The following is a 25,007-nucleotide window of genomic DNA, read 5'->3' as shown; positions in this document are numbered from 1 at the left end:
ATGCCCGAGTCGAAGAAGTAGCCGCGGTTGTCCTTCGCCGCCCTCGCCCTGATCCTGCTCGGCGGCCCTGGTCCTACCGATCATCGATTCTCAGGGCCTGCGCGGCAGATCGGTGCTGGAGCTGACGGCCCAGGTGGCGGTCGCCAGCACCGCCTGCATCGTCGCGTTGCCCCTGGTCATCGACGCCTCCGCCGCGCCACGGGCGGCGCTCGGCACGGTCGCGGCGGCCGCCGAGCTGTGGTATCTGCTGCGCACGCTGGAACGGTCGGGGTGTGCATCCGGGCGTGGCGATCGCGGCACGGCGCGCCGGAGGGGAACCAGGGCAGTGGTTCAGGAGGAGGGGCGGCCGAGTAGTCGATCCGTTTCGCGGCGTTCGCGTTTGGTGGGTCGGCCGGAGCCGCGATCACGGCGCGGTACGGACGCGCGGACCTCGGGCGGGGGCGGCGGCGGAGACTTGTCGATCAGGCACTGGGCGGCGATGGCCGCACCCACGCGCTTCACGATGATCCGCTGCACGACGACGATGCGTTCGATTCCGTGGACCCGCACCCGTACCTCGTCGCCCGGCTTGATCTGCTGGGCGGGCTTGGCCGCGACGCCGTTGACGCGGACGTGCCCGCCGCGGCAGGCCGTAGCCGCCGCGGATCGTGTCTTGAACAGCCGCACGGCCCATACCCAGGAGTCGACCCGGGCGGTACCGGCCTGCGACCGATCCGTTTCCTCGCGCATACAGTCGGCAGACTACGCGCCGGACCGAACGGGGGTCAGTTGACCCGGCGTGCGGTGACTATCGAGTCGGGATTCAGGTTCGAGTACTCGACCGGATCGCCGGCCTGCGGCGCGTGCAGGATCTGACCGTCACCGGCGTACATGGCCACGTGACCGCCGCCGTTCTGGATGACCAGATCGCCGGGCTTCAGATCCTGGAAGGCGACCGGCTGGCCGACGTGGGACTGCTCGAAGCTGGTGCGCGGCAGTTCGATACCGGCCTGCTTGTACGCCCACTTGACCAGGCCGGAGCAGTCGAAGCCGTTCGGGCCGTTACCACCCCAGACGTACTGGGCACCGATCTTGGTGCGGGCGGCGTCGAGGGCGGCCATGCCGTTGGTCTGCTCGAGCAGGCCGGGCGCCATCGCGTTCGGCGCCGGTGCGGGCTGACCCGGCAGCATGGCCTGCGGCGCCGGTGCGGCCATTGCCTGCTGGACACCCTTGATTTCGTCGGCGTGATCGGCCAGCGCCTGGTTGGCCTGCGCGACCTGCTGGTCGTATTCCGGGCCAACCGGCACGTCGAAGTTGCCGAAACCGGGAACGTTGATGGTCGCTGCCTGTGCCGAGATCGCCGGCATCGCACCGGTCGAAGCGGCCACGGCGCCGAAAACCAGCGCACCCTTCACGGAATTCGGAACCCGAGATTCCCGTTGCAAGCTGTGTTTACCCACCGAGCTGAGTCTCCTGTTTCTTCCTGCCCAACCGCCGACCGGGTTAGCTGACGGGTTCGGGTCGGGAAGATCGGCCCTACCCCGCCGGCCGTGCGGCCGAAGGGGATTCACCCCACAAACGTGGTTCCCCGGCTCGGTGATCGGGCTGCCCACCCGACCTCCGATTAGGCGGTGACTCGGTGGGCCGCCTCGCTGGCGAGTCGACTGCTTCCACCGGGTCACGAAGAGATTACGACGCCCCGGCCGTGTTGTCCACTCCAACGGAGCACTTGTCGTCCGGCGCGTCCGCGGAGACTGCGGACGCCTCGGATCCGGGTGTGCTCAGGGCCTGTTCGGGGCACTGATAACGGGCCGTAACCGACTCCGTCACCGGTGTTATCGGACCGAGAGGACGCGGCGTTATCCGGCCGGAATCCGTTATACGACCCGGACATCGGTTCAGGACATCGGTTCAGTTCGCCGCGCCGCCACGCGCGTCCGATGCCTGCTCCAGTTCGGCGATCCGGCGACGGGCGTCGGCCAGCTCGACCTCGAGCCGGCCCAATGCCACCACCACGGGACCGACCGCGAGATCGGCGACCAGCTGGGGATCGTCGTAACCCTTCTCGATCGCTTCCAGGATCTTGGCGCGGATCTGCGTGGCGACCGGCGCACCCTCCGGCACGTTCCAGGATTCGACCACCTGGGCAACGTCGGGAGTGGCTTCCGCCGAGACGAACTCCTCCGACATGATCCCTCCCTGCGCCGGTGCCTCCGGTTCGTGGACCTTCGAACCATAGCCGTTTCTAGGGCAATCGGTAGACGCACCCAGAATCTTCCGGCGACGCGCTACGGTGTACGGGCATGGACCCCGTGCGGAATCCGTATGCACCAGGAGCCGGTCAGCGGCCGCCCGAATTGGCCGGACGCGCCAGGCAGCTGGACACTTTCGACATCGTGCTGGAACGCGTCTCCGCCGGCCGGCCGGAACGCAGCGTCATGCTCACCGGGTTGCGCGGCGTCGGAAAGACCGTACTGCTCAACCAGCTTCGCTCGGCGGCCCGCTCCCGCGGTTGGGGCACCGGCAAATTGGAGGCCCGGCCCGATCAGGAGCTGCGCCGGCCGCTGGCCTCGGCCCTGCACATGGCGGTGCGGCAGATCGCCGTGGCCCATCGCAATCCGGAGATGGTCGACGACTTTCTGGGCATACTCAAGGCTTTCGCGCTGCGCGCCACCGCCGACAAGGGCATGCGCGACCGCTGGCAGCCGGGCATCGACGTCCCGGCCGTCACCGGCCGGGCGGATTCCGGCGATATCGAGATCGATCTCGTCGAACTGCTGATGGAGGCGGCGCAGCTGGCGAGCGATATCGGCGTCGGCATCGCGATCTTCATCGACGAGATGCAGGACCTCGGCCCGGACGACGTCTCCGCGATCTGCGGCGCCTGCCACGAACTGAGCCAGGAGGCGGCGCCGCTGATCGTGGTGGGCGCGGGGCTGCCGCACCTGCCGGCGGTGCTCTCGGCCTCGAAGAGCTACTCCGAGCGGCTGTTCGGCTATCACAGGATCGACCGGCTGGATCGCGAGGCGGCCGATCTTGCCCTGATCGCACCGGCCGAACGGGAGCAGGTGAAGTTCAGCGAGGCCGCGCTGGACGTGCTGTACCACAAGGCGGACGGTTATCCGTACTTCGTGCAGGCGTACGGCAAGGCCACCTGGGACGTGGCGGCGCAGAGCCCGATCACCGCCGAGGACGTCGAGCTGGGCGCGCCGGCCGCCGAGGAGGAGTTGGCGGTCGGCTTCTTCGGTTCCCGGTACGAGCGCGCCACTCCGGCCGAGCGGGAATATATGCGCGCCATGGCCGATCTGTCCGGCGACGACGGCCCGGTGGCGACGTCGGCGGTCGCCACCGAGCTGGGCCGCAAGCCCGCATCGCTGTCCCCGGCGCGGGACGGGCTGATCAAGAAGGGCCTCATCTATTCGGCCGAGCGCGGGACGATCGGGTTCACGGTGCCGCATTTCGGCCGGTATCTGCGCAGCGTCGCGAGCTGACGGCCGCGCCGCCCGGGCCACGACCGCACCCGCTCGGTCGGGATCTGCGCGAGTCGAGCGGATCCGGCCGGCAGCCCGCCGTTCACCGGAGACGTCAGGGTGGCGCCGGGACGCAGTGGTCGAATCCGTTGTCCGAGTTGCGCTTCAGCGGCCATTGCAGGGACCGTGTCCGCGTCTGCGGGCCGTAGACGCCGTCGAGATGGGCGCCGGTCTCGGCCTGCCGGGTGCGCACGGCGTTTCGCACCTCGGGGCCGTACGCCCCGTCCATCTCGATCGGGATGCCGTGACATGTCTTCAGTGCGCTTTGCAGCTCGCGCACCGCGGGACCGCGATCTCCGTCGGAGAGCAGACACAGCGGTTCGTTGCGATCGCTTGCACCGCTGGGTAAATCGACGTGGGCATCGTTTCCGACCGGAATCCGGGCGGTCCAGTAGCAGTGCTTGTTGACGACCGGTGCCGCTCCGGGCGGCGGCTTTCCGGGCGGCGACTGCACGCCGCGACCGCCCGAGGTGACCGCGATCGTCACCACCGTACCGGCCACCGCGACGGCACCGATCACACCGGCAAGTGCGGCGATTCGTGCACGACGGCCGCGCGGCAGTGCGTGCAACGGCCAAGGGCGCCTGACTGATTCGTCGCCGCGCACCGCCGCCGAGACGGCCAGCGCGAATTCCGAGCAGCTCTGGTATCGCCGCTCGGGTTCGTCGGCCATGGCGCGCGCGACCACGGCGTCGAGCCTCGGCGGAAGGTCCGGTTGACCCCGGGTCGGCGCCATCGTGGCGTCGTCCGGACGGGTGTCCGCGACCTCGCGCCGCGGTGAGCGCCCACCCGGATTCGAGCCGGTGAGCAGGGCCAGCAGGGTCGCGCCGAGGGAATAGATATCGGCCCGGCGATCGACCGACCGCCCGGCCAGCACCTCCGGCGCGGCATAGGCGGGAGTGCAGTCCAGCCAACCGGTTTCGGTCACGGTGGCATCGGCCTCGATGGTGCGGGCGAGCCCGAAATCCACGACCATCACCCGGTCGCGGTCCTCATCGCCCTCGGCCACCAGCAGGTTCGACGGCTTCACGTCGCGGTGCAGCATGTTCTGCTCGTGCGCATGCTGCAACCCGCGGGCGGCCTCGCGGACGATATGTGCGGCACGCTCCGGCGACAGCCCCGCGGGCTCGGCCCGGACCAGCTCACCCGCGTCGGTGCCCGCCACGTACTGCATCGCGATCCACAGCGCGTCGCCTTCGGCCCCGCGCGTGAACACGGAGACCACATTCGGGTGGTCGAGCCGGCAGACCATATCCGCCTCGCGCCGAAACAGGCTGCGGTAGCGCGGATTCGCGCCCAGTCGCTCGTCGAGCACCTTCAGCGCCACCTGCCGCGGCAGTTCCGGATCGTCGGCCAGATACACCGACCCCATCCCGCCCGACCCCAGCACACGGACGATCGTGTAGCCCGCGAACACCTGCCCTGGCTGCAACAACATCCCGTCCTCCGCTGGACCTGCGAACCTTCGCCGCCTCGAGCTCCCCGATCAGCACTCCACATCCGCACCACGACTGTCAAGTCGGCGGCGACAACGTGCGGATGTGGACGGTCCACGGTCGATGCGCTCGAGTGTCACCGGCACGCCCGCGCGTTCAACCGGCCGGCTGTGCCGAACTCCTCTCGAATTCCTCACTATGACAGAGGTTTCCGGGGAAACGCGGCGATCGGCACGGGCCGCTGCGGTCGGCCGCGTGCCGCAGCGGGCGAACGCGCCGGACGCGCAAGGTCACACGCCGACGAACCGCTCCGCGTTGTCGGCGGCCCACCGGGCGAAGGTCGTCGCGGGCCGGCCGGTGATATCCGGAACGCTGGTGGTGGGCAGATCCGCGGGCCGCGGATCGAAGCCGTAGAGCACGTTGTCGACATACCAGGGCGCGGTGTCGCCCATGGTCGGGGCGAGAGCGGTGACGGTCTCCTCGCGCGAGGACCGCCGGAAGGCGATGTCGCGGCCGAGTGCGTCGGCGAGCTGCCCGACAAGGTCCGTGCGAGTGAGGATCTCCGGCCCCGCCAGGGCGCAGGAGCGGCCGATGTAGGCCTCGGTCAGCAGGGCGGTAGCGGCGACGGAGGCGATGTCGTCCATGGCGATGGGCGCGGTCGCGCCGTCGGGGCGAGGCTCCCGGACCACGCCGGTCGCGTTGATCTGGTGCGACCAGATCAGCGTGTTCTCCATGAAATCGGCCGGCCACAGATGAGTCCACGCCAGTCCGCTGGCCTCGACGGCCATACCTACGCTGCCCCACCAGCTCTCGGGTTCGCCGGACAGATCGACAACCTGGCGCACCCCGGCCGCGCGGGCGAGCGCGAGCGCCTCGGCGGCGGTATCGGGCATCGGCGCCAGGTACATCCGCTTCACGTCCGCGAAGGCGGGCGCCAGCGTGTCCGGCCGCCGCAGGCTACCCTCGACGACCTCCACTCCGGCGGGTAGCGCGGCCTTGCGCGGATCGACGGTCAGTGCGCGGATATCGGTGGCGCCCCGGGCGAGCAGGTGGTCGACGACCTTGCGGCCGATGTTCGCGGTGGCTCCGGTCACCAGAATGGCCATTCGTCCCTCTCCGACGCGACTGCTGGACCGGCCCATCCTGCCGGATTCCCGCCGTCGTGTGCGGCATCGGGCCGCACCGCGACATCGGTACTCGAGCTACTTGCCCACACAGGATCGATGCACTAGTGTCGAATATACGTTCGAGAGGCATCGAGTAGGCCGGGCCCGCCGCAAGCGGGGTTCGGCAGGAAATTATCAGCACGGCTAGGTAGCGCGCTAGATATTCCTAGATTTCTCTCGAATACCCCCTGCATGAAAATCTCTATGCCTATAGGGAATTCGCTAGACACCGCTCGAAAGCCCTGACCGGCCGCCGCCGCAAGGGTCCGGGTAGCCCCACCACACCGGATCCGACTGCCCCCGGCGACGGCTTGTCATAAATATCTACAGCTATCTACCCAGGATGGTAGATAGCTGTAGATATTCCTGTGCGGGCCCTCGAGGGACCGTCACCTGCGCTACGTCGCCGCCTCCGACCTGGTCGAAGGCAGGAACGGGGCGTGCAGGTTCTCCTCGGTGGACGGGCCGACCTGCCAGTCGGCGATCCATGGGCCGGTGCCCTCGCTCGGATCCAGCACGCCGGCCTCCAGCCACTGGTAGCGCCCGTCGAGCACGGCGCGGGCCACCGCGGTGTCGACGTCGTCGGTGTTGTCCCACAGCGCGTCGAACAACCGGCGGACCCGCAGGCGCGACTGCCGGCAGAAGGCGTCGGCCAGCTGCTCGGCCGCGTCGGCCTCCGGATCGCCGGCCACCCGCAACGCCCGAGCCCGGACGCACGCCGCCGACATCGCGAACAGCTCGGCGCCGATGTCGACGATCCGGCCCAGGAACCCCTGCCGGTACTCGAGTTTCGCCTGCCACCGGCCCATCGCGTACATCAGCGACCGCGCCTGCTTGCGCGACATCCGCTCGACGAAGCGCACATGCTTTGCCAGCGGCCCGAATTCGGCGAACGTCGCCGGCGACGTGCCCGCGCCGACCGCCAGCTGCGGGAACCACCTGGCGTAGAAACCACCGGCGCCCACCGCCGCCTTGGCCTTGTCCTTGAATACGGCATTGCGGTCGACCAGCGCGCCGGCCGCGGACATGTGCGCGTCGGCCATCTCCCGGGCGACCAGCAGCCGCATGATCTCGCTGGACCCCTCGAAGATCCGGTTGATGCGCAGATCGCGGACCATCTGCTCGGCCGGGACCGCGCGCTCCCCCCGGGCGGCCAGCGAGGCCGCGGTCTCGTACCCGCGCCCGCCCCGGATCTGCACCAGTTCGTCGGCGATCTGGCAGCTCATCTCCGAGGCCCACAGCTTCGCCAGCGCGGCCTCGATGCGGATGTCGTTGCGCGCCTCGTCGCACATGGTGGCCGACAGGTCGAGCGCCGCCTCCAGCGCGAAAGCCGTTGCGGCGATGAAGGACAACTTCGATCCGACCGCGCCGTGCTCGCCGACCGGGCGCCCCCACTGCACCCGGGCGGCAGACCATTCCCGCCCGATCTTCAGCGACCACTTCGCCGCGCCGGTGCACAGGGCGGGAATCGCCAGGCGGCCGGCGTTCAGGGTGGTGAGCGCGATCTTGAGACCGTCGCCCTCGCGGCCGACCAGATTGCGCTTGGGCACCCGCACTCGATGCATGCGCGTGACGCCGTTCTCGATGCCGCGCAACCCCATGAAGGCGTTGCGGCGCTCCACGGTGATGCCGGGAGAATCGGCCTCCACCACGAACGCGGAGATCCCGCCGCGGTGGCCCTCGCTCTTGGGCACCCGGGCCATCACGACGAGCAGTTCGGCCACCACGCCGTTGGTCGTCCACAGCTTCACGCCGTCGAGTTCGTAGGCCTCGCCGTCGTCGGTCGGCGTCGCGGTGGAGGCCATCCGGGCCGGGTCGGATCCCACATCGGGCTCGGTGAGCAGGAAGGCGCTGACCGCGCCCCGCGCGCAGCGGGGCAGGAACTCGCGCTTCTGCTCGTCGGTGCCGGCCAGCTTCAACGGCTCCGGCACGCCGATCGACTGGTGCGCCGACAGCAGCACGCCCAGGCTGGGATGGGCGGAACCGACCACCATCAGCGCCTTGTTGTAGCCCACCTGCGAAAGCCCCTGCCCGCCGTACTCTTCGGGGATCTTCAGCCCGAAGCAGCCGAGTTCGGCCAGGCCACGCACGTACTCGGCGGGAATCTTCGAGGTCTCCTCGATCACGGTGCCGTCGATGGTCTCCGCGTACGCGCGCAGGCGCTTCAGGTATGTCTCGGTCTTGGCGGTGTCCTCGGTCGTGGGCTGCGGATACGGGTGGATCAGATCGAGCCGGAAGCGACCGAGAAACATCTCCTTCGCGAACGACGGTTTGGCCCAGGTGGTTTCGCGGGATTCCTCGACTAGTGCGCGGGCCTGCTCTTCGGTGGCGTCGACTTTCACGGTGGTCGCCATACTGTCCTCCATCGGACGTGATCAGAATCACATTCGAGTGTAGGAGGGTTTGTTACTCGCCGGTAGGGGTGCCGGTCGGGAGAATCGGAAATGTATCCGATGATCTTGGGAGACCGGCGGATCCGGGACATTCGGGGCCCGCCGGCGTCCGACCGGTTCGTCCGGAATCACAGAGGGACGACACCGGTTCGGCATCGCGTCGATAACACCCGGTTCGGACCGCTGACGCGCTGGAAATTCCAAGCGATAAACCCGGCGAGAGCGGACTTCCAGGAGCGAGTCATGTCCACGATCGCGGTGCCCGCCGCCGACCACGACGGCCACCATGTCACCGCCGGCGCCGACGGCCACCGTGTCACCGTGGGCACCGACAACCACCGTGTCACCGCCGGCGCCGACAGCCACCGTGTCACCGCCGGCGCCGACAGCCACCGTGTCACCGTGGGCACCGACAACCACCGTGTCACCGCCGGCGCCGACAGCCACCGTGTCACCGCCGGCGCCGACAGCCACCGTGTCACCGCCGGCGCCGACAGCCACCGTGTCACCGCCGGCGCCGACGACGGCACGCCGCTGGCCGTGCGCGTGTTCGGCCCGCCGACCGCGCCGCTGACCGTGGTGTTCGTGCACGGGCACTGCCTGCGCGCCGAATCCTGGTTCTACCTGCTCGCACAGCTGCGGCAGCGGTGGAACGGGCGCATCCGGATGGTCTGTTACGACCACCGCGGCCACGGCGAATCGGGTTCGGCCGATCCGGCCACCTACACCATCGAACAGCTCGGGTACGACCTCGATGCGGTACTGCGGACCACCGCACCGACGGGACCCGTTGTGCTGGTGGGACATTCGATGGGGGCGATGGTGGTGCTCGGCTACGCCCGACTGTTTCCGGCGGCGATCGGCACCCGCATCGCGGGCATCGGCCTGATCGCCGGCGCGGCCGGCGGGCTGACGAGCGTCGGCGTCGCCCGATTCCTGCGCCGGCGCGCGGTGACCTCGCTGCGGGTGGCGGTGCACCGCGCGCCGCGGGTGATGCAGGCGTCGAAACGGCTGAGCCACCGGATCTTCGAGCCGATCGTGCGGGAGGCGAGCTTCGGCACCCGGCGGGTGAGCCCGCGCATGGCGGCGGTCGCGACCGCGATGCTCAACGAGACCCCACTGGCGACCATGGCCGGCTTCCTGGACTCGCTGATCCGCTTCGACGAAACCGCGAGCCTGCGCCTGCTGGCCGACCTGCCGGCGCTGGTGCTGGCCGGGTCGGCCGACGTCATGGTGCCCTTCGCCCACTCGGTGGTGCTGGCCTCGCAGCTCGGCGGCGCCGAACTCGTCCGCGTCGACGGCGCCGGGCACAGCGTGATCCTGGAACGCGCCGAGGAGGTGGCGGCCGCGATCGCGGCACTGGTCGAGCGAGTCGTCGACGAACCGGGCAGCCGCCCGGAGGCATACGCGGTGGCAGGCTGAACGCCCCGAGGTAAACGAGCGTTTTTCGGACCTTGACGAGCGCTCTCGACAAAGATCACGTATTGTGTTGTATATCACCATGTGCGGTCTGTCACATGCTGTTTTCGCACGTGCTGTGGCATATCGCAGGCGTTCTGGCTTACGGGTTCGAGGAGGATTCGATGACACGCAGCGAGATTGCGGAGTTGCGCTTCGCGGTCGGCCAGCTCCGGCAGTGCATCGGCGCACTGCGATCCCACTACGGGGATTCCAACTCCGTGCGGCGTCTGGAGAACGACCTCGAGCGACTGAACATCGACGCCGAGGAGTTCGAGAAGTCACCCCCGCCGGAGATCGCCCAGCGCCGCGAGCAGGACGTCATCTACGTCCCGGACAGCAAGTCCGACGAGGCCGCCTGGATGGGCGCGCAGGACGAGGGCCTGGGCTTCCACTCCCGCCCGCGCACCAAGTAGCGCCCGCGCACCAAGTAGTCCGGCGAGGTAGTACCCGGCATCGGGGCTCCGATCGCCCCGTGCCCATCGTCCGACGCAGGCCGGGAGCGGGGGCAGATCAGCCGCGGCGACGCCCGCGCACGCCGGGCAAGCGGGTGCGCTCACCGACGGCGCGGCGGCTGCCGACTTCGACAGCACCGCCACCCCGCAATCGGGGCCCGGATCGACGGCGGCCGGCCCGTACCTCTCTTGCGCCGCGCCGATTCGTGCACCAGCGTCGCCGCCCTCCGCGCTCCGGCCATCGCACTCGGCGCAATCGCACCGCCGTCGACGTTCGGTGGTACTGCGCCGCATCGGCCGAAATACCGGACCAAGTGCGGCCCGGCCGCGGAGCGTCCGGCTCCGACAGGCCGATGTCGTCGAGCCCGAGTCCGTTGCGCACCAACACCTTCGCCATCGCCGGCACCGGACAGCTTCTCTGCGCCGAAGTTCCCTGCCGTCGTCCCTGCCGTCCGGCGCATGCGAGGGGCGGCGCACCGCGCCACTCGTCGTGCGCACCGACACTCCGATCGCCGCCCTCCTCGCCGGCCCCTCCGGCCGCGCCGCGTGCTACCAGCTAACTGGCCTACGGCGGGCACCACTGTCCGATGCGGGTGCGCGGAACGATCATGCGGACCTCGTTCGGCGCCGCGGGAGCGGCTGCGGGGAGGGTGCCGGGCGACACCGCGAGAGTGACCCAGGCCACTGTTGTTGCTGGTGTGTGACATTCGGACGGGTGCGAATCCGGTCTGAAATGAGCAATTTCCGAATGCGCTCCGAAAGCGTCTGTGTTCCAGCACAGTTCGTGACATTTGCTTACGGTTCACTGTCGGAGCATCGATGCCTCATGATCAGAAAATGTGGCGCAAATCATAGCCGTTCAGGCGGGTCGATATTCCCGGGACGGGGTCCTTGCCATAGCAAGGGTGACGTATGGTGCTCACCATCACATCCGATGCCGGAGGTAACGATGACGTTCCACCGAATAGATCAGCGAGGCATCCTGCAGTGAGTGCACCGACACGCACATCCGGATCGGGCACCGGAGTTTTCGGAACCGGCCGTGCGGCAATTGCGACGCGGACCCTGCGCACCGACCGCTGGTGGATCCCACCACTGATCACGGTGCTGGGGCTGGGCGCATTCATCATCTACGCGACCGTGCGTGCCTTCGTCCGCACGGCGTACTGGGTTCCCGACTACCACTACCTGACACCGTTCTACTCACCGTGCGTGAGCACTTCGTGCGTCGAAGGGGCCGCCCACTTCGGGCACTGGGTGGGCGAGCTGCCGGTGTGGATCCCGCTCGGGTTCGTGGTGCTGCCCTTCCTGCTGCTGTTCCGCCTGACCTGCTACTACTACCGCAAGGCCTACTATCGCGCGGTCTGGTTCTCGCCGCCGGCCTGCGCGGTGGCCGAGCCGCACGCGAAATACACAGGGGAGACCAGGCTTCCGCTGATCATCCAGAACGTGCACCGCTACTTCTTCTACGTCGCGTGCCTCGTCTCGGTGGTCAACACCTACGACGCGATCGTCGCGTTCCACGGTAAGTCCGGCGGTTTCGGATTCGGCCTGGGCAACCTGGTGCTGCTGCTGAACGTCGTGCTGCTGTGGGCCTACACGCTGTCGTGCCATTCCTGCCGGCACATCGCGGGCGGGCGGCTCAAGCACTTCTCCGCGCATCCGGTCCGCTACTGGTTCTGGACCCAGGTGTCGCGGCTGAACACCCGGCACATGGCGCTGGCCTGGACCACGCTGGGAACGCTGGTACTCACCGACTTCTACGTCATGCTCGTCGCCAGCGAGACCATCTCCGACCTGCGCTTCGTGAATTGATTTCGACGTCTCATAATCCTCAGTCCCCCAGGAGTATTCGGTTCCATGCCTGAAGTCGAACGGCACAAGTACGACGTCGTCGTGATCGGTGCCGGTGGCGCCGGATTGCGGGCGGTGATCGAGGCCCGCGAGCACGGACTGTCGGTGGCGGTGGTGTGCAAGTCGCTGTTCGGCAAGGCGCACACCGTGATGGCCGAGGGCGGCTGCGCGGCGTCGATGGGCAACGCCAACGAAAAGGACAGCTGGCAGACGCATTTCAAGGACACGATGCGCGGCGGCAAGTTCCTCAACAACTGGCGGATGGCCGAACTGCACGCCCAGGAGGCCCCCGACCGGGTGTGGGAACTGGAAACCTATGGGGCGCTGTTCGATCGGACCGCCGACGGCCGGATCAGCCAGCGCAACTTCGGCGGCCACACCTACCCGCGGCTGGCGCACGTCGGCGACCGCACCGGCCTCGAGCTCATCCGCACCATGCAGCAGAAGATCGTCTCGCTGCAACAGGAGGATTTCGCCGAGACCGGCGACTACGAGGCGCGCATCAAGGTGTTCGCCGAATGCACCGTCACCGATCTGCTCAAGGACGGCGACCGGATCGCCGGGGCATTCGGGTACTGGCGGGAGTCCGGGCGGTTCATCCTGTTCGAGACGCCCGCGGTGGTGCTGGCCACCGGCGGAATCGGCAAGTCCTACAAGGTCACCTCGAACTCCTGGGAGTACACCGGCGACGGCCACGCGCTGGCGCTGCGGGCCGGGGCGACGCTGATCAACATGGAGTTCCTGCAGTTCCACCCGACCGGCATGGTCTGGCCGCCGAGCGTGAAGGGCATCCTCGTCACCGAGGGCGTCCGCGGCGACGGCGGGGTGCTGAAGAACTCCGAGGGCAAGCGCTTCATGTTCGACTACATCCCCACGGTGTTCAAGGGGCAGTACGCCGAGACCGAGGAGGAGGCCGATCAGTGGCTGCGCGACAACGACTCCGCGCGCCGCACTCCCGACCTGCTGCCGCGTGACGAGGTCGCCCGCGCCATCAACGAAGAGGTGAAGGCCGGGCGCGGCACCCCGCACGGCGGCGTCTACCTGGACATCGCCTCCCGGCTGCCCACCGCGGAGATCCTCAAGCGGCTGCCGTCCATGCATCACCAGTTCAAAGAGCTTGCGGACGTGGACATCACGAAGGAGCCGATGGAGGTCGGGCCCACCTGCCACTACGTGATGGGCGGGATCGAGGTCGACCCGGACACCGGATCCGCCACCGTGACGGGGCTGTTCGCGGCGGGTGAATGCTCCGGCGGCATGCACGGCTCCAACCGGCTCGGCGGCAACTCGCTGTCGGATCTGCTGGTCTTCGGCCGCCGGGCGGGCCTGGGCGCCGCCACCTACGTCGAGGGGCTGGGTGACAAGCGCCCGGAGATCTCCGACGCGGATCTGTCCGCCGCGGCGAAAACCGCACTGGCACCGTTCGATCCGCCGGACAGCGGGTCCGGCGAGAATCCGTACACCCTGCACACCGACATGCAGCAGTCGATGAACGACCTGGTCGGCATCATCCGCAAGGAGCACGAGCTGCGGGAGGCGATCGAGAAGCTCGACGCGCTGCGCGAGCGTTTCGACAGCGTCACCGTGGAGGGCCACCGGCAGTTCAACCCCGGCTGGCATCTCGCCCTGGACCTGCGCAACATGCTGGTGGTCAGCGAGTGCGTGGCCCAGGCGGCGCTGCTGCGCACCGAGAGCCGCGGCGGCCACACCCGCGACGATCACCCGCAGATGGATCCGGCCTGGCGGCACACGCTGCTGGTGTGCCGGGTCGACCCCGGCTCGGCCGACCGCACCGTGCCGGCCGTGACCGTGACACCGGCCGAACAGAAGCCGATGCGCGACGACCTGCTCGCCCTGTTCGACCTGAGTGAGCTCGAAAAGTATTACACCTCGGAGGAAATCGCCGCCCATCCGGCGGCCGCTGATACCTCCGCGAAAGGGGATGCGTAGCAATGGGTTACGACGCCCGATTCCGAGTATGGCGCGGCGACACCGAGGGTGGTGCCCTCCAGGACTTCACCGTGCAGGTGAACGAGGGCGAGGTCGTGCTCGACATCGTCCACCGGCTGCAGGCCACCCAGGCGCCCGATCTCGCGGTGCGCTGGAACTGCAAGGCCGGCAAGTGCGGATCGTGTTCGGCGGAGGTCAACGGCCGCCCGCGGCTGCTGTGCATGACGCGGATGTCGACGTTCGATCCGGACGAGGTCATCACGGTCACCCCGATGCGCACCTTCCCGGTGATCCGCGACCTGGTGACCGATGTGTCGTTCAATTACCAGAAGGCACGCGAGATTCCGTCGTTCACCCCACCGGCCGATCTGAAGCCGGGGGAATACCGGATGCAGCAGCGCGACGTGGAGCGCTCGCAGGAGTTCCGCAAGTGCATCGAGTGCTTCCTGTGCCAGGACACCTGTCACGTGGTGCGCGACCACGACGACAACAAGGAGTCCTTCGCCGGACCGCGCTACCTGATGCGGATCGCCGAGCTGGAGATGCATCCGCTCGACGCCGCCGACCGCCGGGACATGGCGCAGGACGAGTTCGGCCTGGGCTACTGCAATATCACCAAGTGCTGTACCGAGGTGTGCCCGGAACACATCAAGATCACCGACAACGCGCTCATCCCGATGAAGGAGCGCGTGGTGGACCGGAAATACGATCCGGTCGTCTGGCTGGGTAACAAACTCTTCCGGCGCTAGGCGTCCCACCGCTTGTCAACCACGTCCGCCACCCGATGGTCCGAGGAGGAGCCGCCGGGTGGCGGACGTATGTCCGGGCGCGTTCGATTCGATGCGATGCGGGGGAATGTCGTATAGTGCGACCCGAGGTAACACATGGGCCGACGCGAGCGTTCAGAGTCGGGTCGCTTCAGAGTTGGGTCACCACGCCGATGGCGACCACCGCGACCAGCAGACCGACCAATAACGCCGACAGCATGGCCCCGGTCAACATGTACACACCCGCCGCGGATACCACGAACAACATTCCGACGATCAGCCGTTCGACCCAGTCGTCGGGGAGTAGTTTGCGGTACCGGGGAGAGGTGTTCCTGAGCCCACGGTCCACAGATAGTTGGATACCCATTGATCGGGTGGGCAAACATTCATTCGTTGTATAACGGCTGCCGATTCGTGATCTTCCTTCGGCGCGGGGGCCGCGGACGAAAATGTCCCGGCGGCGTGCCGGAGCAGTGCCGAGCGGGCCCGTCGGTGGCAGAGGCCGACCGGCCCGCCCGAAAGATGGTCAGGCGCGGCCGATTCCGCCGGAGCGGACGCCATCCACGAAACCGGTCCACTCGTCCGGCCCGAAGATCAACGCGGGGCCGCCGGGGTGCTTGCTGTCGCGGACGCCGACGCGGCCGTCGGCCAGGAACGCGACCTCGACGCATTCCTTGCCCGCCCCGCTGCGGCTGCTCTTGAACCACTCGACACCGACCAACTCACTGCTCATCCTGTGTCCTTTCCGAGCTCGGGCCGCCGCGGCCCGCGTCGACACGCGGGGCACCGGCCCGGCTCAAACGGTGTACTCCTTCGCGGCCTGCCGCAGCAGGTGCCTACTCGTGGGAACATCCAGCGCGCACTGCAACAGGCCCTCGTGCGCCCGTCGATACCGCAGCACATCGCTCGGTCTTTCGAGATACAGATCCCCCGTGAAGCCCTCCACGTAAACCACCGGAGGCTCCACCGGTTGCCCCTTACCGTCGGTCCCGAACTCGAGGATGACGAACGGGCCGGTCGAAAGGCCCAGCGGGACACCCGCGCTGAAGGGGAGGATGCGCAACGTGACATTGTCCCGGGTGCTCAAATCGGCCAAGTGTCGCAGTTGCGCCGCCATCACCCTGGCACTTCCGACCACCCGGCGCAAGATCGATTCGCCGAGCACCACGTCCACGGTCGCGGGATGGGTGCGGCGAGTTATCAACGCCTGCCGCTGGAGTCGCAGCTGCACCCGGCGCTCCAGCTCGGCCTCGCCGTCGTCCGGGAAACCCAGGCCCGTCAGCGCGCGGGCGTAGTCGGCGGTCTGCAGCAGGCCCGGCACCAGCTCCGACTGGTACGCCGTCAGGCACTGGGCCGAGGCCTCCAAACCCACGTAGACATCGAAGTTTTCGGGGATCAGATCGCCGTAGGCGTGCCACCAGCTCTTGACGGCGGCCTGCTGGGCGAGGCCCTTGAGGCCCTCGGCGATGTCGTCGGGGATGCCGTAGATGCGGCACAGTTCCTGAATATCTATCGTGCGGATGCGATCCGCCTGCCCCTTCTCCAGTCGTTGCAGCGTGCTGGCGCCCCACTCCATCAGCCTGGCGGCCTCGGCGATGGTCAGGCCCGCCTGAGTTCGCCAGTCCCGCAGGTATCTTCCGAGCTGGCGACGGGGGAGGGTCGACGACGCGTTCGCGGAATTCTCAGACACAGCGCACTCCGTTCTGTCGAATGCCGGTCGGTCCGTATGCGACAGGTCGGGGTGGCGTCGGCCCGCGAGCCCCACCCCGACCCGCGCTTCGTTGCGGCAGGGAGCTTTCGTCCACTATGGAGAATCTTGCTCCCCCTGATGGATTCGCTGCTGGAGATTCGCGCGAATTCCTTCTGGATATCCAATTCGGGCTTGGCGATCGTCCAGTTAAGGGATGCTGTAAGTGTGCCAGAGGTCGTGGCACCCTTCAGCAGTCGCACGCAGGAACGAGGAGTCATGGCTGTACACGTCATCGGGTCGTCGTTGATGACCAGCGATCTAACCCCCCATCGGGCCCGCAGCGTCGGTTCCGAGAGCTGGGTGGTGTCCTATCTTCCCGGCCGTACGCTGACCGGCGTCCAGGCGGTAGCCGCGCTACAGGTTGCCGAAGTGGTGCCACCACTGCTCGACGCCGTCGGGGGGCTCGCCGATGAGGTCGGGTTGACGCCGCTGGAAGCCGTCGGCATGGCAATTCACCAGCAGCCCTGGGATGATCACGCCGCCCCGCCGGGTCGCCGAAGTCGGCGGTCGACGGCGGAGGTGCCGGCATGCAACTGACCAGCCTGCACATGCCCGTCGCCGGATTGCTGCGCTGCGGCGTCGATCCGGGCGTGCTGAACGCCGAACAGGCCCATACCGCAATGCAACTGCATCTGGACTGCACCGTGGACAGCTGCCGGGTGCGCCGCCGCGCCCGGACCGTCCTGGTGGAGCAGGGACGCTGCGTGCTCGACGAGAGAGCGCTGCCGTGAGAGAAGCGTCTGCGCGGCCCACTCGGCCCGACGAGGATCGGACGGTGGTGCGGCTGTTCCCTCCAGTCAGTCGCACCACCGCCCGCCATGCGGCCCGCCGTTCGGCGGGCCCCGCGCGGCACACCGTCGCTCCCGGACGGCAGGTTCCCCGCCCGACCGCCGTACGGCCCGGTCCCGGACGCCACGCTGCGTCCGTGCGGCGCACCACAGTTCGGCGCCGGCCTGCGCACGCCGGCCCGGATCGCTACGACCGTTTCCTGCTCTGGTTCGCAGGACTGCTGTTCAGCGTCCGGATCTCCCTGGTCGGGCGGAAGCCGATCGACGAGCCGTAGCGATCCCGGCGGTGTGGATCAGTGCCGGTACCCCCGGCGGTGTGGATCAGGTGCCGGTGTGGATCAGGGTGCCGGTACCCCGGTGACCACGCCGGCCATCGCGTCGATGAACGGCTGACCGCCCATGATGGCCCCGCCGGCCAGTGCACCGATGAGTGCGCCGATCGGTCCGGTGAGCCAGCTCAGCCAGAACAGTCCGAGGACCGCGCCGATGAGGCCGCCGACCACACCGCCGGCGACCATGCCGACGACGTTCTCGTTGACCTCGGTGACGAGGCGGCTCATCGGATCGATGGGCTGCAACTCGCCGATGTCCTTCGCGGTGGCCGCCGGGGCCAGCGACAGGCTCCGGCCGTCCGCGCTGATCTGCTGGGCCATCGGCAGGCGGTGACCGCGGAGCTCGAAAGACGTTGGCACCTCGGCGATCGTCTCACCGGCGGACGATCGCAGGGTGATCCTGCTGCCGTCGGCGGCGGTCTCGAATCGACCGCCGTCGACGGTCGTGGTGACCACGCGATCGTCCTCGGACGCCGTGGTGTGGTAAGCGACTCCCCGATCGACACCCGACGAGGTGAGCTCTCGGGCCGGGGTCGACGGGCTGGCGTTCACGGTTCCCGCAGCAACGCCCACGGCGGCAGCGGCCATGAGGGTGACGGCGAACGTGCCGAACTTCATCCTCTGTTATCCTTTTTATACTCTAAATTCGCCGAGCCCTCTTGCTGCCCGGTCAGGGACACACAGCGCCCGACTCTGGTTGGCCAACGGTGTTTTTGGCGAGGTGCGCGAGCGGTTCGTTGCCGGATCGTTACTTTGGCACGCGCTCGACTCGACGCGGCGCTCCGCATCGTGTATGCACTACGTGTCTGTGGCTCGTTCTCGGTCTGTGGCTCGTGCTCGCCGCACCGGCTCGTACTCACAGGCCCGCACTCGGATTGACTCGCACACTTCGGATCTCGGCACAGGTGATTCGAAACCGACAGCCTGGAGGATGGTAGGTGTCGCGCCGACGTATCCATGCCGGATTCACCCTGGCGGGCTTCGTCATCGCGGCCGCGCTCTCGGCGGCCTGCCTCGCCGCCGCGGTGCTGTCGCTGACGGGTGACGACGAACCCGCACCCGGGCGGGCGCAGGCCGCCGGAACCGCGAGCCCGGTCGCGACGGTTCCGCCGACGACGATGGACCAGCCGCTCCCCGCGGTGTCCGGCACCCCCGACACGCCCGCCCCCGAGGGCCCGGAACCGCCGCCGATGATCAACAAAGACGCTGCGCTGCACAAGGATCCCGCCGCGATCGAGGTGAACGTCGGCGACTGCGTGGTATTCGGCGCACCGGACACCCCCGTCAGCAAGGCCACCTGCGGCAGCCCGGGCGCCGGGTACAAGGTCGTCGACAAGGCCGGCCCGGACCGGCGCTGCCCCACCGACGTGGACCGCTCCTACACCGACGCCGCACCCGGTTCGCCCGCGCTGTGTCTCGACATCAACTGGGTGGTCGGGAGCTGCATGGACGTCGCACCCGACGCGCCGAAGCCGATCGCCTGCGGTGCCACCGGCCGGCAGCCGGTGCGCGTGGTGGAGATCAAGCAGGGCACCGCCAACGTCAACGAATGCTCGTCCGGTAACCGAGGTTTCGTCTACAACCAGCGCCGCTTCGTGGTGTGCGTGGCCTCCACCTGAGAGCCGCACCGGTTGCGGGCGCTGCCGGGACCCCTATCCTTCTCGGTAACAGGGCGGGTACGGCGACCGCGGCGACCACCAGGTGCGCGGCGTTCGAGGTTCCTGCGCGAGTGAGGTGAGAGGAACCGGCATGGGCCGCAGGCGTTACGCGGAACCCGAGGACTGGCAGGAGCAGGCCGAGGACGAGCGCTGGCCGGTGGCCGATCCGGAGGACGACCGGTGGGCGGCGGCGCAGAGCCGGCGGCGCGAGCCGATCACCGAGGCCGACGAGGAACGCTGGGACGCCACCCAGAGCCGGCGGCGGACCGGGCGACTGCGGGTGGAGGTTCCGCCCATCGTCAATCCGTATTCGATCATCGCGCTGATCGGCGCGCTGCTGGGGCTGTTCCCGGTGGCGATCGTGTTCGGGCTCATCTCGTTCAGCCATCCCCGCGGGCGGGCGATGGCGATGTTCGCGCTGCTGCTCGGGATCCTCGAGGTGGTGGCGATCGCCGGCGCGGTCGTGCTGTCCGGGGCGACGTTGCCGCGCACGGTATTTCGCAGCGATCCGGCACCGGCCGCCGCCACGACCGTCGTCACCGCCGCGCCCGCGCCGACGGCCGCGACCACCACCGCGGCGGCCACCTCGACTCCGGCCGTCCCGCCCGAGGTCGCCAAGGGCACGGCGTGCACGCAGGAGCAGCTCGGGCTGATCGGCGCCGGGCCGGACGACAGCACCCTGCTGTGCCTGCGCAGCGGCGGAGCCTACCGGTGGGCCGGGCCCAACCCGGTATCGACGGCCGTGCACGAGGACGGCACGAAATGCATTCCGGGAACCGACAGCACGGCGCGCACCACCGAGGGGCGCGCACTCGTCTGCGAGGGTCAGGGGCGCGGCACCTGGACGCTCTGGGTCGAGTGACGCCCCGATGAGCCGCCACGGGTAGCGTCGCCAAGCATGAACCGACGGGCGGTTCGTCGTGCCGTGACGAGTTGTGCGCTGCTGGGGCCGAGCCTGCTGGGGGTCGGCTGCTTTCTGGTGCTGCCGATCGTCGTGGTGGCGTGGCTGAGCCTGCACAGCTGGAACCTGTTGGGGCCCATGCGGTTCGTGGGGCTCGGGAACTGGCGTTCGGTGCTCGCCGACCGGGAGTTCGGGCATGCGCTGCTGGTGACGCTGGCGCTGACGGCGATCGTGGTGCCGGTGCAGACCGTGCTGGGCTTCGCCGTCGCGGCGCCGCTGGCGCGGCGGCGGGGCGGGTCCGTGCTGCGGGTGATGTACGCATTGCCGTGGATGTGCGCGCCGGTGGCGGTGGGCGTGGTGTGGCAGTGGATGTTCGCGCCGACCGGAGGCGCGCTGAACGCGGTATTCGGGCGGCGGATCGAATGGCTGTCGGAGCCCGCCCTGGCCCTGCCTTCGGTTGCGGCGGTGAGCATCTGGTCGAATTTCGGCTACGTGGCGCTGTTCTTCGTCGCCGGGATCCGGGCGATTCCGGGCGAGATCCTCGATGCCGGGGCGCTCGACGGCGCCACGGGCTGGCGGCGGATCCGGTGGCTGATGCTGCCGCTGCTGCGGCCCACCATGTTCTTCGTCCTGGTCACCGGCGTGCTGACCGCATTCCAGACCTTCGACACCGTCTATGCCCTCACCCGCGGCGGGCCGGGGGACCGCACGGAGGTGGTGTCGATGCGGATCTTCACCGAGGCATTCGACGCGGCGCGGCCCGGGCGGGCGGCGGTGATGGCGATCGTGGTGTTCGCCGTCATCTTCGCGATCACGCTGGTGCAGCACAGGTACTTCCGGGGCAGGACCACCTATGAGTACTGAACCCTCCGGACGGATGGCGGCCACGCCCCGGCACTCGGCTGCCGGGTTCCCTGCGGACAGCGAGGAGGCCGGGACGGTGATCGAGAGCGCCGCACCGACGGCCGGCTCGGCCGGCCGCGGGCCCGTGCGATCGACTCGGGCACCGCGTGGCGGACGCGTGGACCTCATCCGGACCGGCGTCGTGTACCTTCTGCTACTCGCCGGGGCTCTTCTGACGATCGCGCCGCTGGTGCTCAGTGCCCTCACGGCGGCGAAGACGCCCGGGCAGTTCGCCGCGGGATCGCCGTTGACGCTGCCGAATCCGGTGACGGGTGACAACTTTCGCACCGTACTGGATCAGGGCGGGCTCGGGCGGGCCATGGTGGTGACGGCGCTGATGACGGTCTTCGTCACCGGCGGGCAGCTCGTCACATCGATCCTGGCCGCATATGCGTTCGCGCGCACCGAATTCCCGGGACGGGACGCGCTGTTCTGGGTGTACCTGGGCACCATGATGGTGCCGCCCGTGGTGACCCTGATTCCGCTGTATCTGATGTTCGCCGAGCTGGGCTGGTTGAACACCTTCTGGGCGTTGGTGATTCCGTTCGCGTTCGGCTCGCCCTACGCGATATTCTTACTGCGCCAATACTTCCGGATGATTCCGGAGGAACTGCTCGGCGCCGCGCGGCTCGACGGCGCGAGCACCGCCGACATCCTGGTGCACGTGATGGTGCCGATGAGCCGGCCGATCCTCGCCACCCTGACGCTGATCACCATCGTCTCGCAGTGGAACAACTTCATGTGGCCGCTGGTCGCCGCCAGCGGCAGCACCTGGCAGGTGCTGACAGTGGCCACGGCCAACCTGCAGACCCGGTACAACGCACAGTGGACGCTGGTCACGGCGGCGACGACACTGGCGATCGTGCCGCTGGTGGTGCTGTTCCTGGCATTCCGGCGCCAGGTGCTGCGGTCGATCGGATGGACGGCGCCGCGATGAGGATCACGGCCCCGAAGATCTCGACGCAGGTGGTCCTCGCCCTGGCATTGAGCGCGCTGCTGCTGGTCGCCGCGGCGCTGTGGCTGGGGCGCACCGGCGACGGGTCGGGGCGCACGGTGCTGCGGCTGCGAGTCTGGGAGGAGCGCCTGGTCCCCGCGTACCGGGCGTCGCTGGACGCGTTCGAGCGCGCCAACCCCGATGTCGAGGTGCGGATCACGGTGCTGCCGTGGGCTTCCTATCAGCAAAAGCTGCGCCTCGACGTCGCGGGTGGCACGGCGGACGATCTGTTCTGGACCAACCTGTACGAGGACTACGCCGATGCCGGGCGGTTGGTCGACGCCGGTGCCGCGCTCGGCCCGCGGGCCGTGGGCAACCTGGATCCCGCCGCGGTCGACCAGTACACCCGCGACGGAACGCTCTGGGCCGTACCGCAATCGGTCGACGGCGGCACGGCGGTGTTCTACAACCGCGACCTGCTCGCGGCGGCGCACGTGGATCCCGCGGAGCTGAACGCGGTGCGGTGGAGCCCCGGCGGCGACGACACGTTCCGGCCGCTGCTGCGGCGGCTCGCCGCGGTGGCACCGTGGGCGTACAACGCGGGCAGCGACTTCCAGTCCCTCGAGCTGCCGTATCTCGGCTCGGCGGGCGGGGCCTTCCAGCGCGACGGCCGCTTCGTGTTCGACAGCCCGGAGGGCGTCACCGCGTTCGGCTATCTGGTACGCCTGATCGCGGATCGGCTGTCCCCGTCGGCCGCGGACACCAATGCCACCGGTGACTCCACCAATGCCGACTTCGCGAAAAATGCCTTCCTGCAAGGGAAGCTGGCCTTGTTCCAGTCCGGGACCTTCAACCTGGCGCAGATCGCCCAGCAGGCCCCTTTCCCGTGGGGCATCGCGATGCTGCCGCAGGGACCGGCCGGGCGAGTGAGCACCGACAATGCGATCGGCGTCGCGGGAAATGCCGACAGCCCGCACCCCGACGCCGTGCGCCGGGTGCTGGCCTGGCTGGGCAGCGCCGCGGGCAACCGCCCGCTCGCCGACGACGGTGCCACCGTTCCGGCCGTCGTCGCCGATCAGCAGATCTATCGAAACTATTGGGCCGCCAAGGGAATCGACGTCGCGCCGTTCTTCGACGTGCTGGACGGGCCGCATATCGCGTCCGGCGGCGGGCCCGGATTCACCGCGGCCCTGCAGGCCGCGCAGCGGGTACTCGGCGAGATGTTCCTCGGCCGGATTCCCGTGCCCGAGGCCCTCTCTCGTGCCGTCGCCGCCGCAGAGGACGCCGCAGGACAGTGACGAGGCGATCGGGACCGCAGACAACCGGACGGCGATTGTCCTGCGCGGCAGATGTTCTCCCGTGCCGACTACTGGCACCCCGAGCCGTCTCCCGGTCCGCTTCCGCATTCGGCCCCGAACCTGTCCGAGAAACGAGGCCCGAGACATGCTGCGCGGCAGGCGTTCCCCCGCTGCGGTATGCCGAGTTCAGATGCGGGTGATGTCGACCAGCGGCGTGCGTGGGGCGAACTTCGGCTTGCGGGCCTGGCCGGAGATCTCCAGCAGGCGCACGGCCCGGTAGCGATGCGGGCGCAGCGGTTCGAGGTATTCGACCATGGCGTCGTCGTCCAGCGGGCGGCCCAGCAGTGTCCAGCCGACGATCGAGGCCAGGTGGAAGTCGCCCACCGACAGGGCGTCCGGGTCGCCGAAGGCACGCTGCGCGACCTCGGCCGCCGTCCACTCGCCGATGCCGGGCACCGTGCGCAACCGCCGCGCCGCCGCCTGGGGGTCCATTCCGGCGGCCTGCTCGAGCTTGTCGGCCATCCGAGCGGCCAGCACGATGGTCCGGGAGCGCTGCGGATCGACGTTGGCGCGGTGGTACGTCCAGGACGGAATGTAGCGCCACGTCTCGGCGTCCGGCGGCACCCGCATCGGCGCCGGGGTCGGGCCCGGCGCGGATTCGCCGAACCGCCACACCAGCTTCCGCCACGACGCGCGGGCCGAGACGGTGTGCACCCGCTGCTCCAGGATCGAGGGCACCAGCGCCTCGAACACCAGTCCGGTGCGCAGCATCCGCAACCCCGGGAAGCGGCGGTGCGCCTCGGCGATCTTCGGATGCGCCGGGGCGAAGCCGGTGACGTCCTCGTCGAGGCACAGCATCCGCGGCAGGCGGTCGAGGAATTCCGCGGCGCCCGGCCCCCACGCCCGCGCCGCCACCGCGCACGGCCCGGACTGGGTGAGCCGATAGGTCACCGCACCCGTCGGCATCCGCGACGCCTGCCAGTGCGCTCCGTCCGGCGTCCGCCGGTGACACGGGTCGCCGGCGCCGCGCCGCAGCGGTGTCACGGTGTGCGCGAGATCGATCGGGCCCTCGGCGGTCACCGTGCGCGCCGCGCCGTCGATCTTCGTAACCACCCGGACATTGTGCTCCGGACGGCGCTCGGGCCGGACACCGACCCGCATCGATGAAGTGATCCGGGGCACATTCGGTTTCGCGAGCCCCACCACCGGCAAAGGCGGCACGGTCAGATGACCAGTAGCTTGTAACGGAACAATCACATACGGCGATCCTGATACCGATTGATCACATCGGCAATCGGACGGCATACGCCACGACGGAGGTTTCCATGGTTACCAATGTTCTGAATTGGCTACTGAGCACCTGGGGCAGTGTCTTCGCCGGTAGCTCCGGCTACTCGATCCCGCCGGGCACCCTGCCGTTCGGCAGCTGAGTCACCGCCACCGGAGCACCCGCGG

Annotated in this window: 26 protein-coding genes and 1 riboswitch; of the genes, 14 read left to right on the top strand and 12 right to left on the bottom strand. The window is 68.9% G+C overall.

Annotation, left to right across the window (positions count from 1 at the left end; all coding sequences use genetic code 11):
- Nucleotides 1-90 precede the first annotated feature (90 nt).
- The 4 genes from D892_RS49585 to D892_RS0112215 form a co-directional block, all read right to left on the bottom strand.
- Nucleotides 91-255 carry a hypothetical protein gene (locus tag D892_RS49585; RefSeq protein WP_156959477.1) on the bottom strand — a complete coding sequence of 55 codons (165 nt, stop codon included), beginning with the start codon at nucleotides 253-255 and terminating at the stop codon, nucleotides 91-93.
- 75 nt (nucleotides 256-330) lie between these two features.
- Nucleotides 331-729, bottom strand: a complete 399-nt coding sequence (locus D892_RS0112225; protein WP_024801509.1) for an RNA-binding S4 domain-containing protein — start codon at nucleotides 727-729, stop codon at nucleotides 331-333.
- Nucleotides 730-764: 35 nt separating this feature from the next.
- Nucleotides 765-1,439, bottom strand: a complete 675-nt coding sequence (locus D892_RS0112220) for a C40 family peptidase (RefSeq protein ID WP_024801508.1) — start codon at nucleotides 1,437-1,439, stop codon at nucleotides 765-767.
- 17 nt (nucleotides 1,440-1,456) lie between these two features.
- A riboswitch (cyclic di-AMP (ydaO/yuaA leader) is annotated at nucleotides 1,457-1,620 on the bottom strand.
- Between the two features lie 270 nt (nucleotides 1,621-1,890).
- Nucleotides 1,891-2,169 carry a hypothetical protein gene (locus D892_RS0112215; protein ID WP_024801507.1) on the bottom strand — a complete coding sequence of 93 codons (279 nt, stop codon included), beginning with the start codon at nucleotides 2,167-2,169 and terminating at the stop codon, nucleotides 1,891-1,893.
- A gap of 113 nt (nucleotides 2,170-2,282) precedes the next feature.
- Here D892_RS0112215 and D892_RS0112210 point away from each other — a divergent pair, with 113 nt between their 5' ends.
- Nucleotides 2,283-3,470: an ATP-binding protein gene (locus tag D892_RS0112210; RefSeq protein ID WP_024801506.1), complete on the top strand. Its 1,188-nt coding sequence runs from the start codon at nucleotides 2,283-2,285 to the stop codon at nucleotides 3,468-3,470.
- A 94-nt stretch (nucleotides 3,471-3,564) separates the two neighbouring features.
- Here D892_RS0112210 and D892_RS41000 read toward each other — a convergent pair whose 3' ends face one another.
- The 3 genes from D892_RS41000 to D892_RS0112195 form a co-directional block, all read right to left on the bottom strand.
- Nucleotides 3,565-4,947 (bottom strand): serine/threonine-protein kinase, encoded by a 1,383-nt coding sequence (locus tag D892_RS41000; RefSeq protein WP_024801505.1) that lies wholly within the window; start codon nucleotides 4,945-4,947, stop codon nucleotides 3,565-3,567.
- A gap of 288 nt (nucleotides 4,948-5,235) precedes the next feature.
- Nucleotides 5,236-6,051 (bottom strand): NAD(P)H-binding protein, encoded by an 816-nt coding sequence (locus tag D892_RS0112200; RefSeq protein ID WP_024801504.1) that lies wholly within the window; start codon nucleotides 6,049-6,051, stop codon nucleotides 5,236-5,238.
- 458 nt (nucleotides 6,052-6,509) lie between these two features.
- A complete protein-coding gene (locus D892_RS0112195; RefSeq protein ID WP_024801503.1) occupies nucleotides 6,510-8,465 on the bottom strand; it encodes an acyl-CoA dehydrogenase family protein in 1,956 nt (651 codons plus the stop codon).
- A 282-nt stretch (nucleotides 8,466-8,747) separates the two neighbouring features.
- Here D892_RS0112195 and D892_RS40995 point away from each other — a divergent pair, with 282 nt between their 5' ends.
- The 5 genes from D892_RS40995 (at nucleotide 8,748) to D892_RS0112165 (ending at nucleotide 14,970) form a co-directional block, all read left to right on the top strand.
- The gene (locus tag D892_RS40995) at nucleotides 8,748-9,926 is read left to right on the top strand and encodes an alpha/beta fold hydrolase (protein ID WP_084161506.1); all 1,179 of its coding nucleotides are present in this window, start codon (nucleotides 8,748-8,750) and stop codon (nucleotides 9,924-9,926) included.
- 161 nt (nucleotides 9,927-10,087) lie between these two features.
- On the top strand, nucleotides 10,088-10,378 hold the full coding sequence (locus D892_RS0112185) for a hypothetical protein (RefSeq protein ID WP_024801501.1): 291 nt from the start codon (nucleotides 10,088-10,090) through the stop codon (nucleotides 10,376-10,378).
- 1,026 nt (nucleotides 10,379-11,404) lie between these two features.
- Nucleotides 11,405-12,232 carry a hypothetical protein gene (locus D892_RS0112175; protein ID WP_024801500.1) on the top strand — a complete coding sequence of 276 codons (828 nt, stop codon included), beginning with the start codon at nucleotides 11,405-11,407 and terminating at the stop codon, nucleotides 12,230-12,232.
- A gap of 45 nt (nucleotides 12,233-12,277) precedes the next feature.
- The gene (locus D892_RS0112170; protein ID WP_024801499.1) at nucleotides 12,278-14,221 is read left to right on the top strand and encodes a fumarate reductase/succinate dehydrogenase flavoprotein subunit; all 1,944 of its coding nucleotides are present in this window, start codon (nucleotides 12,278-12,280) and stop codon (nucleotides 14,219-14,221) included.
- A gap of 2 nt (nucleotides 14,222-14,223) precedes the next feature.
- Entirely contained in the window at nucleotides 14,224-14,970 is a 747-nt protein-coding gene (locus tag D892_RS0112165) for a succinate dehydrogenase/fumarate reductase iron-sulfur subunit (protein ID WP_024801498.1), read from the top strand.
- Between the two features lie 169 nt (nucleotides 14,971-15,139).
- Here the strand turns inward: D892_RS0112165 and D892_RS0112160 are convergent, their stop codons facing one another.
- From D892_RS0112160 to D892_RS0112150, 3 genes are all read right to left on the bottom strand, one after another.
- Nucleotides 15,140-15,337, bottom strand: coding sequence for a hypothetical protein (locus tag D892_RS0112160; protein ID WP_024801497.1), 198 nt, complete (start codon nucleotides 15,335-15,337; stop codon nucleotides 15,140-15,142).
- A 177-nt stretch (nucleotides 15,338-15,514) separates the two neighbouring features.
- Nucleotides 15,515-15,721: a DUF397 domain-containing protein gene (locus D892_RS0112155; RefSeq protein ID WP_024801496.1), complete on the bottom strand. Its 207-nt coding sequence runs from the start codon at nucleotides 15,719-15,721 to the stop codon at nucleotides 15,515-15,517.
- 63 nt (nucleotides 15,722-15,784) lie between these two features.
- Nucleotides 15,785-16,678, bottom strand: a complete 894-nt coding sequence (locus tag D892_RS0112150; RefSeq protein ID WP_024801495.1) for a helix-turn-helix transcriptional regulator — start codon at nucleotides 16,676-16,678, stop codon at nucleotides 15,785-15,787.
- Nucleotides 16,679-16,816: 138 nt separating this feature from the next.
- Here D892_RS0112150 and D892_RS45075 point away from each other — a divergent pair, with 138 nt between their 5' ends.
- From D892_RS45075 to D892_RS46575, 3 genes are all read left to right on the top strand, one after another.
- Nucleotides 16,817-17,275, top strand: a complete 459-nt coding sequence (locus D892_RS45075) for a hypothetical protein (protein ID WP_232236064.1) — start codon at nucleotides 16,817-16,819, stop codon at nucleotides 17,273-17,275.
- A complete protein-coding gene (locus D892_RS0112140) occupies nucleotides 17,266-17,469 on the top strand; it encodes a hypothetical protein (RefSeq protein ID WP_024801494.1) in 204 nt (67 codons plus the stop codon). Before D892_RS45075 ends, D892_RS0112140 begins: the two co-directional genes overlap by 10 nt.
- Nucleotides 17,470-17,663: 194 nt before the next feature.
- Nucleotides 17,664-17,801: a hypothetical protein gene (locus D892_RS46575; RefSeq protein WP_156959476.1), complete on the top strand. Its 138-nt coding sequence runs from the start codon at nucleotides 17,664-17,666 to the stop codon at nucleotides 17,799-17,801.
- A 63-nt stretch (nucleotides 17,802-17,864) separates the two neighbouring features.
- Here the strand turns inward: D892_RS46575 and D892_RS0112130 are convergent, their stop codons facing one another.
- Nucleotides 17,865-18,476 carry a hypothetical protein gene (locus D892_RS0112130; RefSeq protein ID WP_024801493.1) on the bottom strand — a complete coding sequence of 204 codons (612 nt, stop codon included), beginning with the start codon at nucleotides 18,474-18,476 and terminating at the stop codon, nucleotides 17,865-17,867.
- A gap of 320 nt (nucleotides 18,477-18,796) precedes the next feature.
- Between D892_RS0112130 and D892_RS43630 the strand changes: the two genes are divergently transcribed.
- From D892_RS43630 to D892_RS0112105, 5 genes are all read left to right on the top strand, one after another.
- Nucleotides 18,797-19,477 (top strand): hypothetical protein, encoded by a 681-nt coding sequence (locus tag D892_RS43630; protein ID WP_024801492.1) that lies wholly within the window; start codon nucleotides 18,797-18,799, stop codon nucleotides 19,475-19,477.
- A gap of 130 nt (nucleotides 19,478-19,607) precedes the next feature.
- A complete protein-coding gene (locus D892_RS0112120) occupies nucleotides 19,608-20,378 on the top strand; it encodes a hypothetical protein (protein WP_024801491.1) in 771 nt (256 codons plus the stop codon).
- A gap of 36 nt (nucleotides 20,379-20,414) precedes the next feature.
- Complete coding sequence (locus D892_RS0112115; protein WP_024801490.1) at nucleotides 20,415-21,281, top strand: carbohydrate ABC transporter permease; 867 nt, start codon at nucleotides 20,415-20,417, stop codon at nucleotides 21,279-21,281.
- Between the two features lie 166 nt (nucleotides 21,282-21,447).
- A complete protein-coding gene (locus tag D892_RS0112110; RefSeq protein ID WP_024801489.1) occupies nucleotides 21,448-22,257 on the top strand; it encodes a carbohydrate ABC transporter permease in 810 nt (269 codons plus the stop codon).
- Entirely contained in the window at nucleotides 22,254-23,552 is a 1,299-nt protein-coding gene (locus D892_RS0112105) for a sugar ABC transporter substrate-binding protein (RefSeq protein WP_156959475.1), read from the top strand. The genes D892_RS0112110 and D892_RS0112105 overlap by 4 nt, the downstream gene beginning before the upstream one ends.
- 186 nt (nucleotides 23,553-23,738) lie before the next feature.
- Here the strand turns inward: D892_RS0112105 and D892_RS0112100 are convergent, their stop codons facing one another.
- Entirely contained in the window at nucleotides 23,739-24,665 is a 927-nt protein-coding gene (locus tag D892_RS0112100; protein WP_036568743.1) for a DNA-3-methyladenine glycosylase, read from the bottom strand.
- Between the last annotated feature and the right edge of the window lie 342 nt (nucleotides 24,666-25,007).

The organism is Nocardia sp. BMG51109 (assembly GCF_000526215.1).
In the GTDB taxonomy this organism is placed as follows: domain Bacteria; phylum Actinomycetota; class Actinomycetes; order Mycobacteriales; family Mycobacteriaceae; genus Nocardia.
The sequence above is the reverse complement of the archived record's forward strand: the minus strand, read 5'-3'. Positions and strand labels throughout refer to the sequence as shown.